Origin of the sequence: Kitasatospora sp. McL0602 (genome assembly GCF_052076145.1) — a bacterium.
GTDB lineage: Bacteria > Actinomycetota > Actinomycetes > Streptomycetales > Streptomycetaceae > Kitasatospora.
The window spans coordinates 1,926,664-1,939,940 of record NZ_CP197246.1; the positions used below are offsets into that span (position 1 = coordinate 1,926,664).

Here is a 13,277-nt window from a genome sequence, read left to right on the forward strand (position 1 = left end):
CCCGGGGACGGCGCGTAGTGTGTCGGGCCATGTGTTACCACGCGTTCAACGGCGCCGCCCGGCACTACGTGTGCGTCGGGTGCCGGCTCTCCTTCAAGGGCAGCCGAAGGCGCATCTGTCCCGGCTGTCGTGAGCAACTCGTCCACGCCGGTTACGACTTCGCCGCGCCCCGGCGACGCGACACGAAGGCGTGGTCCGTCGTCGCGACCGTGCTCGCGGAGGGGCTGACCTACGATCACCGCCCGGGTTGCGGCTGCTCGCGGGCCCCCTCGTTCCGGCCCCGGACCAAGGCGCAGGTGCGGGTCCGGCGGCGCGCGGCCGAGCGGCTGGGCCTGCCCCTGTCGGTGACCCTCGCCCGCCGCGACGCCTTCACCCCGGAGAGCCGCGACGAGCGACCACCCCTGCCGGTGGCCGCGAAGCGCGACCCGGCCTGAGCATCGGCGTCCAGGGCTACCGCAGACCGGCGTCCCGGACCCAGTCCGCGAGGAGCCTGGCGCAGCCGTCCACCGACTCGCGCCAGGTGCGGGCCGCGCCCTCGCCCGCCTCGTCGCTCACGTGCTTGACCAGGCGGACGGGCACGCCCGCCCGCCTGGCGACGGTGGCGACGGCGTAGCCCTCCATGTCGACCAGGTCGGCGTGCTCGGCGAGCCGGGCGCGGGCGGCCTCCTCGGAGACGAAGAGGTCGCCGGTGGCGAGGGTCGGGCCGGAGGTGTCGGCGAGGGTGATCGGTGCGCCGTAGGTGTGGCCGGTGAGGCTGCGCAGCACGGCGGAGTCGAGGTCGTGCTGGAGCACCTGGGCGATCTCGTGGGTGCCGCCGAGGCCGGGGCGCAGCGCTCCGGCGGTGCCCAGGTTGACGACCACTGAGGGGTGCTCGCCGCGGCCCAGCACGGTGGCGAGGGCGGCGGTCGCGTTGATCTTCCCCATGCCGGTCAGCAGGACGGGCAGCCCGTCACCGAGGTACGCCGCCTCCTCCTCGACGGCGACGACGAGCAGCGGGCGGTCCGGGGCGATCGTTCCGAGCAGGCGCATGCCGCCCATCGTACGTGCGGCCCGCAAGGCCCCTGCTACCTCGCCCGGCGGGGAACCGCATAGGGTGCATCCCGCGTCGCCCGTCACGGCACGTCCGGTGCCGCGACCGTCGCACCGGGTGAACGGAAGCTCAAGATCAGCGCAAGTTACGTGTGCCGACCGGATCGTGCGGTGATACTGCTCGCGACGGGTCGACACCCGGGAAGGTCTTGGTCCACGAGGGGGATGGGGCTGGTGGTGACACCGGTACGGACGACGGAAGCAGCGCCCGCGCGGAGACTTCCCGCGCAGCGGGCGGTCGCGCGGCTGCGGGGGGCGGCGCGCACGGCACCCGGGCGGCTCAGACTGGCGAGCGTGGTGCTCGTCGGGCTGGTGCTGCTCTCCGGCACCTCGACCGCGCTGCAGGCGGCCGGCCGGGTGCAGGCGACGGATCAGGTCGTCTCGCACAGTGAGCCGCTGAGCGAGAACACCGCCGAGATCTACCGCTCGTTGGCGGACGCCGACACCACGGCGGCGGGCAGCTTCCTCCTCGCGGCCAACGCGCCGCAGGCGGTGCACGACCGCTACCAGAACGACCTCTCCACGGCCGCCAAGCTGCTGACCACGGCCGCCGCACGGCTGGACACCGGCTCGGCCACCGGCTCGGACGCCCAGCGCTGGGTGACCGAGCTGAACCAGCAACTGCCGCAGTACGCAGGCCTGGTGGAGGACGCCCGGACGTACGACCGGCAGGGTCTGCCGCTCGGCGGCGCCTACCTGCGCTACGCCTCCAAGCTGATGCAGGAGACCATGCTGCCCGCCGCCCAGCACCTGGTCGACGCGGAGTCGGCCCGGCTGGACAGTGACTACCGGGCGGCCGAGAGCTTCCCGCAACTCTCCTTCTGGCTGGGCGTGCTGACGCTGGGGGCGCTGATCTGGTGCCAGGTGCTGCTGCGCCGCCGGACCAACCGGGTGTTCAACCCGGGGATGCTCGGGGCCACCGCCGCCGTGCTGGCCGGGCTCGGCTGGCTGATCGTGGCGGGCGCCGTCACCGGCGACGGCCTGCAGCGGAGCCGGGAGAGCGGCGCCGTGCCGCTGCGCTCGCTGAACCACACCCGGATCGACGCCCTCCAGGCCCGCGCGGCCGAGAACCTCGACCTGGTCGCCCGGGGCGCGAGCACCGCCTACAGCCAGCGCTGGGCGGCCGTCACCCAGGATCTGCTGAGCGGCCGGGCCTCGGCCTTCGCGAGCAACGACCCCGGCGTCCCCGATGCGGCGGTCGACGAACTGCGGGCCGCACGGGCCGAGTACGCCACCTGGGACAAGCGGCACCGCGCCGCCGCCACTGCGGGCGACGCGGGTGACTACGACGCCGCTCTGAAGGCGACCATCGGCGCCGGCGCGGACACCTCCGACGCCTCGTTCACGGTGCTGGACCAGCACTTCGCCAAGGCGGCGGCCGCCGAGCAGGCGGAGTTCCGCTCGGCGGCGGACGGCGTCGGCGGCTGGTGGGAGGCGCTGACGGCGGGCGCGGCAGTGCTCGCGGCCCTGGGCGCCGCAGGAGTGGTCGTCGGCCTCGGCCGTCGACTGGCCGAGTACCGGTAGAGGGGGGACGTCGATGTACAGGACTCTTCGGGCACGGGCGCTGGTGGTGGCCGTCGCGGTGGCCGCCGGGCTGCTCGGTGCGGGCACCTCGCAGGGGGCGCCCGAGGGCGCCACCGCGTCGCTGCGGGCCGAGGCGGTGCCGGGGCTGAACGCGGCACTGAACCCGGGGCTGGCCCCGGCGGCGGACACCTGCGACATGCGCAGCCTACCGCCGAGCCGGGACGAGAGCGGCAAGAAGATCCAGGCGATCAAGCAGCGCGGCGCGGTGGTGGTCGGTGTCGACCAGAACAGTTACCACTGGGGGTTCCGCAACCCGCAGACCGGCAAGATCGAGGGCTTCGACATCGATCTCGCCCACGCGATCGCCAAGGCCCTGCTCGGCGACCCGGACAAGGTGGTCTTCAAGACCGTGCCGACCGCCAAGCGGATCGAGGCGATCCAGCAGGGCCAGGTCGACCTGATCACCCGGACGATGACGATCACCTGCGACCGGCTGCAGCAAGTCGCCTTCTCCACCCCGTACTTCTCCTCCGGGCAGCGCCTGGTGGTCCCGAAGGCCGCCCATGTCACCTCGGTGGCACAGGCGTTGAACGGCAAGCGGGCCTGCGCGGCCGCCACCTCCGCCTCCGAGACGGAGCTGAAGACGCACCCGCGCGGCGCGGCCTCCGTCACCATCGTGGAGAACCAGCTGGACTGCCTGGTGCTGATGCAGCTCGGCAAGATCGACGCGACGCTGACGGACACCACCCTCGCGGCGGCCCAGACCTCGCAGGACCCGACGGTCGAGATGGCCGGGGAGACGATCCTGCCCGCCTACACCGGCATCGCGATGAACAAGAACGACAAGGATCTCGTCGCCCGGGTCAACCAGGTGCTGGCCGACTACCGGGCGAGCGGCGGCTGGCAGGACAGCTACAACCGCTGGCTCGCCTCCAGCATGGGCGCCGACTCCTCGCAGTACCTGCCCTAGGGCCTGTCCGACATGCGGCACCACCCACGATGAGAGGAAGCACGGCGTTGGCAGGATCAGCTGGCCCGGCGATGAGCCGCGAGGAGGTGGACCGCGCCCTGCTGCGCCTCGGCGCCGAGCGCGACGCGGTCGAGACCGCGCTGCTGGCCCTGCAGGACCACCCGGGCCGCCGCCTGCTGGACGGCGCCGCGCTGAGCGGACGCACCCAGGAGCGCTGGGCCGTCGCCGCGCACGGGCTGTCGGTGCTCTGGTCGCTCTTCGACCGGTACGCCGAGGCGCTGGCCTCGGCCCGCGCCGTGCGCTCGCGCCGCAACAAGCCGGGCGCACCGGAGCTGGCGGAGCTGAGCGAGCTGCTCGGCGGCGCCGCCGTGACGGTCTCGGGCAGCCAACTGCCCGGCTCGGCTGGGCCGGTGCCGGCCCGGCTGGTCGAACAGATCAGCCTGGCCGAGCTGTTGGAGCGGATGAACGGCTGGTACGCGGTCGTGCTGGACGTGGTGAGCGCCGCCGACGCGGTGTGGTCCGCGCTGCCGACCCGGATAGACCTGCTGCTGGCCGAGCTCGGCCGGGTCCAGATGCTCTCCGGCTCGGTCGGCGTGCGGCCGGGCGCGCACCCGATGGCCGACGATCTGGCCGAGCTGGGGCGGGAGTTGACGACCCTGCGGGCCGAGGTCCGGGCCGACCCGCTGGCGCTCTGGCGACCGGGGCGGGTACCGCCGCAGGGCGGCGGGGGCCTCGGGCACCCGGCGCCGAGCGGAGTGGTGGACGCGGAGCGCTTCGACCGGGCCGGGCGGGCGCTGGACGGCATCCGGGTCGAGCTGGAGGGGCTGCTCCGGCTGCGCGACGAGGCGCAGGAGCGGCTGGTGCAGGTCGGCGATCTGCTCCAGCGCGCGGACTCGACGCTCGCCGAAGCACGCCGGGCGCGCGGCGAGGTGCTGGCGAAGATCGCCGCGACGGAGGTGCCCGCCGTGCCGGGCCCGGCCTCGGCGCTGCGTGAACGGATCGCGCAGGCGGCGGACTTGCAGCAGACCGGGCAGTGGCACCGGCTCGCGCCGCTGCTGGACAGCCTGGAGGACGCCGCCGCGAAGGAGCTGGCGCGGGCCCGGCAGTCGCTGACCGAGGTCGCCGCGCCGCTGGCCGTCCGTGCGGAGCTGCGCGGACGACTGGAGGCGTACAAGGCGATGGCCGCACGGCTCGGGGTCGCGGAGGACCCCGAGGTGATCGAGCGCTTCGAGAAGGCCCGTTGGCTGCTCTGGAGCGCGCCGTGCGACCTCCGGGCGGGGGCGGAGGCGGTGGGGCGGTTCCAGCAGGCGCTGCGACCGGCGGCCAGGACGGCCGAGACAATCCAGGACGGGCAGGGGGCTTGAGAGTGGCAGGCGAGGCGTGTGTCCGGCCGGAGTGCTCCGGCGACGGCGTGATCGACGCGGACGGCTACTGCACCGAGTGCGGGCTGGCTCCCCAGCAGAGCCGACCGCAGCCGGTCGCAGCGGCGGTGGCGGTGGCGGTGGCGGCCGCTGTCGGTGCCTGCGGGCAGGGCGGCTGCGGCGGCACGATCGACGCGGACGGCTACTGCGACGAGTGCGGGATGGCTGCCGGGGCCGCCGGGGCGGGCGGGCAGACCGAGCCGTACGTGCCCTCGGCCCGGGTCTCGCCGGACTCGGCGCGCAGTGGCAGCGTCCGCAGCGGTTCGGCGCGCAGCGGCTCGGCACGCAGTGGTTCGGTCCGCAGTGGCTCGTCCCGGACGATGTCCGGCCGCTCCCGCTCGCACCGCTCCTCACGGACGGGCAGCGGCCGTTCGGTCTCGGTGATCAGCAACAAGAACAGCGCGGGCACGGCGCGGCGCGGCAATCTCGGCGCGGGCCTGGTGCCGGTGCCGCCGGTGCCGTTGCAGGACCCGGCGGCAGCGGTGCTGGCCAATCCGGAGGTGCCCGAGCGCAAGCGGTACTGCAGCAAGTGCGAGGCGCCGGTCGGCCGGGAGAAGAACGGCACGCCGGGCCGCCCGGACGGCTTCTGCACCAAGTGCGGGACGCCGTACTCCTTCACCCCGAAGCTCGGGCGCGGGGACCTGGTCGGTGGCCAGTACGAGGTGCTGGGCTGCCTGGCGCACGGCGGGCTCGGCTGGATCTACCTGGCGGTGGACCGCAGGGTCAGCGACCGCTGGGTGGTGCTCAAGGGCCTGCTGGACACCGGTGACGAGGACGCCCTCGCGGTGGCCATCGCCGAGCGGCGCTTCCTGGCCCAGGTCGACCACCCGAACATCGTCCGCATCATCAACTTCGTCGAGCACCCGGACGCCGGGAGAGGCTCGGTCGACGGCTACATCGTGATGGAGTACGTCGGCGGCAAGTCGCTCAAGGACATCGCCAACGAGCGCCGCACGCCGGACGGCCGCCGGGAGCCGCTGCCGGTCGAGCAGGCGATCGCGTACGCGCTGGAGGCGCTGCCGGCGATGGGCTACCTGCACGCGCGGGGGCTGGTGTACTGCGACTTCAAGATCGACAACGTGATACAGAGCGAGGACTCGCTCAAGATCATCGACATGGGCGCCGTCCGCCGCCCCGACGACGACGGCCCGATCTTCGGCACCGTCGGCTACCAGGCGCCCGAAATCGCCACCGACGGCCCCTCGCCCGCCTCCGACCTCTACACCGTCGCCCGCACGCTCGCCGTGCTGAGCTTCGACTTCCAGGGCTACAGCACCACCTACCGGCACGAGCTGCCCGGCCCGGAGGAGGTGCCGCTCTTCGCGCAGTACGAGTCGTACTACCGCTTCCTGGTCCGGGGCACCGACCCCGACCCGGCCCGCCGGTTCTCCTCCGCCGAGGAGATGGCCGACCAGCTGACCGGCGTGCTGCGCGAGGTGCTGAGCCTCCAGGACGGACGGCCCCGGCCGGCCGCCTCCACGCTCTTCGGCCCGGAACTGCGCCTGGTCGACACCGAGCTGACCAGCGCTCCGCTCGACCCGGCCGCCGCCGCGCTCGCCCTGCCCCTGCCCCGGGTCGACACCGCCGACCCGAACGCGGGCTTCCTCGCCGCGCTCGCCGGCGGCTCGCCCACCGAGACGTTGGCCACCCTCGCCAACGCCCCCGCCGGCTCCGTCGAACTGCAGCTGCGCGCGCTGCGGGCCCACCTGGAGCTCGGCGCCGGCCCGGCCGCGGCCGAGGCCCTGGCAGCGCTGGAGAACGACCACCCCGACGACTGGCGGGTCGTCTGGTACCGGGGGCTGACCGCGCTCGCCGGCGGCGAGTACGGCGAGGCGGCCGACGCCTTCGACGCCGTGTACGACGCCTTCCCAGGTGAGCCCACACCGAAGCTGGCACTCGCCGTCTGCGCCGAGCTGCTCGGCGAGCTGGACGACGCCACCGAGTTCTACCGGCTGGTCGGCAGCACCGACCGCGGGTACGTCAGCGCGGCCTTCGGGCTCGCCCGCGTCCGGCTGGCGGCCGACGACCGGCCCGGCGCGGTGCTCGCGCTGGAGACCGTGCCGGAGGCGTCCACCCACTACACGGCCGCCCGGGTCGGCGCCGTCCGCGCGCGGCTGCGCGGGCGGGCCGCCGCCGAGGAGCTCGGGCCCGAGCTGAGCCGCTGCTCGGAGGAGCTCACCGCGCTCACCCTGGACGCCCGGCGCCGCGAGGAACTCTCCGTCGAGGTGCTGAACAGCGCACTCGGGTGGGTGCTTGCGGGTCAGCCCGGCCGGACAGGCAAGATCGAGGTACTCGGACATCCTGCCGGCGAACGGGAACTGCGGTTCGCCCTGGAGCGCTCCTACCGAGTACTGGCACGGTTGTCCGACCGCGCCGAGAACAGGATCGAGATGGTGGAGCGGGCGAACCGGGCCCGCCCCCGGACGTGGGTGTGAACCAAATGTCTCAGCTGACCGTGTGCCCGAGCTGTGCCGAGCCGCTGGACCAGGAGGACGTCTTCTGCGGGCGGTGCGGGGTGAGCCTCCAGGCGCCCGAGCCGCCCGCCGAGCCGCCGACCGCGAACCCCGCCCGCCCCGTGTGCGTGCACTGCGGGGCGGCCGAGGTCGCGGCGGACGGGTACTGCGAGGCGTGCGGCGGCGTCCAGCCCCGGCCGCGTGACCACCAGGAACGCTCGGTGACGGGTGTCGCCGGGGTGTCCGACCGGGGGCTGCGGCACCACCGCAACGAGGACGCCTTCACCGTCGCGGCCACCGCGCTGCCCGGCGGCGAACCGGCCGTGGTCGCCGTGGTCTGCGACGGCGTCTCCTCCTCGGCCCGGCCCGACGAAGCCTCGGCCACCGCCGTGGCGGCCGCCTCCGAGTCGCTGCTCGGCGCGCTCGAGCGGGGCACCGCGCCCGACGACGCGATGCGGGAGGCGATCGCCGAGGCGGCGCGCGCCGTCGCGGAGCTGGCGTACGACGGGAAGGACGACGGGCGGCTCACGCCCGGCCGCAGCCTCAACGCGCCCGCCTGCACCTACGTCAGCGCGGTCTCGGCCGCCGGGCTGGTCACCATCGGCTGGGTCGGCGACACCCGGGCGTACTGGATCCCGGACGACCGGGCCGCCGCCGAGCCCTACCGGCTCACCGAGGACGACTCCTGGGCGGCCCGGGTGGTCGCCGCCGGGTTGATGGGCGAGGCCGAGGCGTACGCCGACCCGCGCGCCCACGCCATCACCGGCTGGCTCGGCGCGGACGCCGAGGAGATCGACCCGCACACCGTCAGCTTCACCCCGCACGTACCCGGGGTGGTGCTGGTCTGCACCGACGGCCTGTGGAACTACGCCGAGGCCGCCACCGACCTCGCGGAGGTCGTCCGCACCGACGCCCGCACCCGGCCGCTGGCCGCGGCGCAGGAGCTGGTGCAGTTCGCGGTCGACGCGGGTGGGCACGACAACATCACCGTCGCCGTCCTGCCGATCACGCCCTGACCCCCAGACCCCTGATCCCCAGACGCCTGACCCTGACCCCTGCCCCGGCCTCGCCTGCTTCCGCTCGGCTCCCGCGCCTCCCACTCTCTCGACAGGAGTACTGATGTCCCACCCGAGCTTCGCCGTCGACATCTTCCAGAACGAGTACCTGGCCGACGGCGCCCGCGAGGTGAACGCGATCGTCACCGTCAGCGCGACGGGCGCCGCTCCCGGTGCGCAGGCCCGACTGTCGGTGGGTGCCGCCGGTGCCGACGCCGCGGTGGTGATCATGGTCGACTGCTCGGGGTCGATGGACTACCCGGCGACCAAGCTGCGCAACGCCCGCTCGGCCACCGCCGCCGCGATCGACACGCTCCGCGACGGCGTCGCCTTCGCCGTCGTCGCGGGCAACCACGAGGCCCGGGAGATCTACCCGGGCAACGGCATCCTGGCCACCGCCTCCGAGCTCACCCGCCAGGAGGCCCGGCAGGCGCTGCGCAAGATCACCGCCTCGGGTGGCACGGCAATCGGCAGCTGGCTCACCCTCGCCGACCAGTTGTTCCTCAGCCGGCCCGAGATCGCCATCCGGCACGGCATCCTGCTCACCGACGGCAAGAACGAGCACGAGAAGCCGGCCGCGCTGCAGAAGGTGCTCGACCGGGTCACCGGCCGGTTCACCGCCGACTGCCGGGGCGTCGGCACCAACTGGGAGGTCTCCGAGCTGCGCAAGGTCTCCTCCGCGCTGCTCGGCTCCGTCGACATCGTCGCCGAGCCGGACGGGCTCGCCGAGGACTTTCGCTCGATGATGACCGGCGCGATGAGCAAAGCCGTGGCCGATGTCGCCCTCCGGGTCTGGACCCCGGCCAACGCGGTGGTCAAGTACGTCAAGCAGGTCACCCCGGACGTCGAGGACCTCACCGGCCGCCGCACCGAGGCCGGACCGCGCGCCGGCGACTACCCGACCGGCTCCTGGGGCGACGAGAGCCGCGACTACCACGTCTGCGTGGAGGTGCCCGCGGCCCCCGTCGGCAACGAGATGCTCGCGGCCCGGATCAGCCTGGTGCTCCCCCAGCCCGACGGCAGCACCGAGGTGCTCTCCCAGGGCCTCGTCCGGGCCGTCTGGACGGACGACCTGGCCTCCTCCACCCGGATCAACTCCCGGGTCGCCCACTTCACCGGCCAGGCCGAGATGGCGTCCTACATCCAGGAGGGCCTGGAGGCGCACCGGACGGGCGATCTCGACCAGGCCACCGCCAAGTTGGGGGCGGCCGTCCGGATCGCCCACCAGACGGGCAACGACGGCACCTTCAAGCTCCTGCAGAAGGTGGTCGACGTGGTCGACCCGAAGGAGGGTACGGTTCGGATTCGTAAGAACGTGAGCGAGGCCGACTCGATGACGCTTGAGACCCGGTCGACCAAGACCGTACGGGTGAAGAAGTGACCGGCTCACCCCGTCGAAGCCGGCCTGCTGGAGTATGGGGGAACTGATGCCGATCTGCCCGAGGGGACACGAGTCGCAGGCCGAGGACTGGTGCGACTTCTGCGGCTTCCCGATGACCGCGCCGCCAGGGGTCGCCCTGCCCGGCGCCGGGACGTTCGGCGGAAGCCCCGCACCGGCGGCCCCGTCGCACCAGCACCACCAGTACCCTCAGCAGCACGCCCAGCCCCAGCAGCCGTACGGGCAGCAGCAGCCTCAGCACCCGCAGGCCCAGCAGAGCCCGCAGGGCCAGCACCCGCAGCAGCACGGCCAGCAGCACAACCAGCCTCAGGTCACGGCCGGGCTGGTCACCTGCCCGATCTGCCGCACGCCGCAGACCGGCCGGTACTGCGAGGAGTGCGGGTACGACTTCGACCTCTCCGCCCCCTCGCAGCGGCAGCCGTCGCCCGGCGGCAACCTCGGCGGGTACGGGTACCCACAGCCTGCACCGGCGGGGCCGCCGCCCGCGCAGGCCAACCCGTACAGCCAGCCCACGCCGTACCCGCCCGCCGCTCCGCCGGTCGCCCCGGCGGCTCCGGCGGCCCCGGCTTCCCCGTATCAGCAGGCTCCCGGCTTCCCGCAGGCCAACGGCTTCCCCGAGGCCGAGGGGTGCGAGCACTCCGGGCCGGTCTACGCCCAGCCGGGCCCCGGCGGGCCGGGGGACGACTTCGGGACCTCGTTCCGGCTCGCGCCGCCCGGCTCGACGCCCCCGCCGCCCACCGGGCTCCCGGCGCAGCAGCCCGTCCGGACCACCTGGATGGCGGTGGTCAGTGCCGACCGCGACTACTTCACCGACATGATGGCGCGCAGCGGCCCCGAGGCCGCCGGGCTGTTCTTCCCGCCGTACTGCCCCGAGCGGCGCATCCCGCTGACCGGGCGCGGCCAACTGCGGATCGGCCGACGCAGCCAGCACCGGGGCACCGTGCCCGAGATCGACCTGTCGGTGCCGCCGGAGGACCCGGGCGCCTCGCACCAGCACGCCATGCTCGCCGAGCAGGCGGACGGCAGCTGGGTGCTCGTCGACCAGGACTCCACCAACGGCACCACCGTCAACGGCGGCCCCGACCCGGTGCCCCCGCACACCGCCATCCCGCTGGCCGACGGCGACCGCATCCACATCGGCGCCTGGACGACCATCACCCTGCACCGCTCCTGACGCCCCCTCACCGCCGGGCCCGCACCAAGGGGTCGGCGGTGAGCCCTCGGTGGGGCCGGTTTCCTCAAGATTTGCGCAGGCGGGTTCCAGCCGGACACGGCCAAGCCCTATGGTCTGGCTCATGACTGCTGCAATATCCGCTGACGGAATCCGGAAGCGGTACGGGGATGTACAGGCGGTCGACGGGGTGTCACTCACCGTCGAACCGGGGGAGTTCTACGGAATTCTGGGGCCCAACGGGGCCGGCAAGACCACCACTCTGGAGATCCTGGAGGGTATCCGCGAGCCCGACGAGGGCCGCATCGAGCTGCTGGGGATGGCGCCCTGGCCGCGCAACCCCAAGCTGCTGCCCCGCATCGGGGTGCAGTTCCAGGCCTCGGCGTTCTTCGTGAAGCTGACGGCCCGTGAGACCATCCGCACCTTCGCCTCCTTCTACGGCGTCGGGCCCAAGCGCGCCGACGCGATGCTGGAGCGGGTCGGGCTGACCGAATCCGCCTCGGTGCTCACCGACAAGATGTCCGGCGGTCAGGCACAGCGCCTGTCGATCGCCTGCGCGCTGGCGCACGACCCGGAGCTGGTCTTCCTCGACGAGCCCACCACCGGGCTCGACCCGCAGGCCCGGCGCAACCTCTGGGACCTGCTCCGCGACATCAACTCCGAAGGCCGCACGGTGGTGCTCACCACCCACTACCTCGACGAGGCCGAGGTGCTCTGCGACCGCGTCTCGGTGATGGACCACGGCAAGGTCCTGAAGACCGGCGCCCCGGCGGCGCTCGTCCGCGAGATCGACGACACCGTCCGGGTCAGCGTCGAAGCCGGACAGCTCACCGTCGAGTCGGCGCAGGAGCTGTTCACGGCGGCCGGCGCCGAGATCGCCAACCTCGACGACAACGGCGTCTCACTGGCCGTCTCCACCCGCGCTCCGGGGCCGGTGCTCTCCGTCCTGGCGGAGCACAACGCCCTGCGCGGCCTGGAAGTGCGCGGCGCCACCCTGGAGGACGTCTTCCTCCAGCTCACCGGACGGGAGTACCGCGCATGAGCACCGTCACCAAGCCCGGGACGGGGCCCCGCACGGATCTCGCCGACCAGCCCAAGGAGCGCGGGGCCAGCCCGTTCGTCAGCCTCTCCCGGGTCATGCTGGTCGGCTTCGTCCGCGACCGGACGGCGCTGTTCTTCACCCTGGCCATGCCGCTGATGTTCCTGCTGCTGTTCGGGGTGCTCTTCAAGAGCGCCGGCACTTCGCACGTGAAGATCGGCGAGGTCGGCCAGGTCCAGCTGTTCGACGCCGTGCAGGGCGAGGGCCGGGCCCAACTGGAGAAGGTCGTCACCTTCACCAAGTACACCGACGAGAACGCGGCCCTGGAGAAGGTGAAGAAGGGCGATCTGGACGGGCTGGTCGAGCAGACCCCCGACGGCAAGATCGTGCTGCGCTTCAGCGCCACCGACCAGGTCAAGTCCGGCACGGTCACCAGCATCGTCAACTCGCTCATGCAGGACGCCAACCAGGCGGCCACCGGGCAACAGCCGAAGTACTCCCTCACGGCCAGCCAGGTCGAGGACAACTCGCTCAAGCCCATCCAGTACCTCACCCCCGGCCTGCTCGGCTGGGCCATCGCCACCGGCGCCGTCTTCGGCACCTCCTTCACGCTGGTCAACTGGCGGAAGAAGCGGGTGCTGCGGCGGCTGCGGCTGGCCCCTGTCAGCATCGGCGCCGTGGTCGGCGCCCGTGTCACGGTCAGCGTGGTGGTCGCCTTCGTCCAGACGGCGATCTTCCTGGTGGTCGCCACCATGCCGTTCTTCGGGCTCAAGCTCACCGGCAACTGGCCGCTCGTCCTGCCCGTGGTGATCTGCTCGACCATCGCGTTCATGTCGATCGGCCTGCTTACCGGCGCCATCGCCAAGAGCGAGGAGGCGGCGAACGGCATCAACCAGATCATCGTGCTGCCGATGTCCTTCCTCTCGGGGGCCTTCTTCCCCCTCGACGGCGCCCCCAGCTGGCTGCAGACCGTCTCGCACCTGCTGCCGCTGCGCTACCTCGTCACCTCCGCCCAGTCGGTGCTGACCAAGGGCGGCGGCCTGATGGACATCCTGCCCAGCATGGGCGGGCTGCTCCTCTTCGCGGCAGTGCTCACCGCGCTCTCCTGGCGGTTCTTCCGCTGGGACGACGTGTAGTCGGGTAGACGGGTAGACGC

General features: G+C 73.2%; 11 protein-coding genes. 10 read left to right on the top strand and 1 reads right to left on the bottom strand.

From position 1 onward, the window contains the following. Positions 1-29: 29 nt before the first annotated feature. Entirely contained in the window at positions 30-434 is a 405-nt protein-coding gene (locus ACR68M_RS08840) for a hypothetical protein (protein ID WP_441249889.1), read from the top strand. Between the two features lie 16 nt (positions 435-450). On the opposite strand, the gene ACR68M_RS08845 is transcribed toward ACR68M_RS08840, so the two are convergent. Beyond that, positions 451-1,029 (bottom strand): nucleosidase, encoded by a 579-nt coding sequence (locus tag ACR68M_RS08845; protein ID WP_441249890.1) that lies wholly within the window; start codon positions 1,027-1,029, stop codon positions 451-453. Positions 1,030-1,383: 354 nt separating this feature from the next. On the opposite strand from ACR68M_RS08845, the gene ACR68M_RS08850 reads away from it, so the two are divergent. From ACR68M_RS08850 to ACR68M_RS08890, 9 genes are all read left to right on the top strand, one after another. Beyond that, the gene (locus tag ACR68M_RS08850; RefSeq protein WP_441249891.1) at positions 1,384-2,613 is read left to right on the top strand and encodes a hypothetical protein; all 1,230 of its coding nucleotides are present in this window, start codon (positions 1,384-1,386) and stop codon (positions 2,611-2,613) included. A gap of 13 nt (positions 2,614-2,626) precedes the next feature. After that, positions 2,627-3,583: a glutamate ABC transporter substrate-binding protein gene (locus ACR68M_RS08855; RefSeq protein WP_441249892.1), complete on the top strand. Its 957-nt coding sequence runs from the start codon at positions 2,627-2,629 to the stop codon at positions 3,581-3,583. 71 nt (positions 3,584-3,654) lie between these two features. Beyond that, entirely contained in the window at positions 3,655-4,947 is a 1,293-nt protein-coding gene (locus ACR68M_RS08860; RefSeq protein WP_441251550.1) for a hypothetical protein, read from the top strand. Next, positions 4,944-7,439: a tetratricopeptide repeat protein gene (locus tag ACR68M_RS08865; RefSeq protein ID WP_441249893.1), complete on the top strand. Its 2,496-nt coding sequence runs from the start codon at positions 4,944-4,946 to the stop codon at positions 7,437-7,439. The genes ACR68M_RS08860 and ACR68M_RS08865 overlap by 4 nt, the downstream gene beginning before the upstream one ends. A gap of 5 nt (positions 7,440-7,444) precedes the next feature. Beyond that, positions 7,445-8,473, top strand: a complete 1,029-nt coding sequence (locus ACR68M_RS08870) for a protein phosphatase 2C domain-containing protein (protein WP_441249894.1) — start codon at positions 7,445-7,447, stop codon at positions 8,471-8,473. Between the two features lie 103 nt (positions 8,474-8,576). After that, the gene (locus tag ACR68M_RS08875; protein WP_441249895.1) at positions 8,577-9,893 is read left to right on the top strand and encodes a VWA domain-containing protein; all 1,317 of its coding nucleotides are present in this window, start codon (positions 8,577-8,579) and stop codon (positions 9,891-9,893) included. Positions 9,894-9,939: 46 nt separating this feature from the next. Then, positions 9,940-11,085 carry an FHA domain-containing protein gene (locus tag ACR68M_RS08880; RefSeq protein ID WP_441249896.1) on the top strand — a complete coding sequence of 382 codons (1,146 nt, stop codon included), beginning with the start codon at positions 9,940-9,942 and terminating at the stop codon, positions 11,083-11,085. Positions 11,086-11,206: 121 nt separating this feature from the next. Next, positions 11,207-12,124, top strand: coding sequence for an ATP-binding cassette domain-containing protein (locus ACR68M_RS08885; RefSeq protein WP_441249897.1), 918 nt, complete (start codon positions 11,207-11,209; stop codon positions 12,122-12,124). Next, positions 12,121-13,257: an ABC transporter permease gene (locus ACR68M_RS08890; RefSeq protein ID WP_441249898.1), complete on the top strand. Its 1,137-nt coding sequence runs from the start codon at positions 12,121-12,123 to the stop codon at positions 13,255-13,257. Before ACR68M_RS08885 ends, ACR68M_RS08890 begins: the two co-directional genes overlap by 4 nt. Positions 13,258-13,277: the final 20 nt, after the last annotated feature.

Coding starts and splice junctions, on each gene's coding strand:
- ACR68M_RS08840 (WP_441249889.1), top strand. CDS start 30: ATGTGTTACCACGCGTTCAACGGCGCCGCCCGGCACTACGTGTGCGTC.
- ACR68M_RS08845 (WP_441249890.1), bottom strand. CDS start 1,029: ATGCGCCTGCTCGGAACGATCGCCCCGGACCGCCCGCTGCTCGTCGTC.
- ACR68M_RS08855 (WP_441249892.1), top strand. CDS start 2,627: ATGTACAGGACTCTTCGGGCACGGGCGCTGGTGGTGGCCGTCGCGGTG.
- ACR68M_RS08860 (WP_441251550.1), top strand. CDS start 3,655: ATGAGCCGCGAGGAGGTGGACCGCGCCCTGCTGCGCCTCGGCGCCGAG.
- ACR68M_RS08870 (WP_441249894.1), top strand. CDS start 7,445: ATGTCTCAGCTGACCGTGTGCCCGAGCTGTGCCGAGCCGCTGGACCAG.
- ACR68M_RS08875 (WP_441249895.1), top strand. CDS start 8,577: ATGTCCCACCCGAGCTTCGCCGTCGACATCTTCCAGAACGAGTACCTG.
- ACR68M_RS08880 (WP_441249896.1), top strand. CDS start 9,940: ATGCCGATCTGCCCGAGGGGACACGAGTCGCAGGCCGAGGACTGGTGC.
- ACR68M_RS08885 (WP_441249897.1), top strand. CDS start 11,207: ATGACTGCTGCAATATCCGCTGACGGAATCCGGAAGCGGTACGGGGAT.
- ACR68M_RS08890 (WP_441249898.1), top strand. CDS start 12,121: ATGAGCACCGTCACCAAGCCCGGGACGGGGCCCCGCACGGATCTCGCC.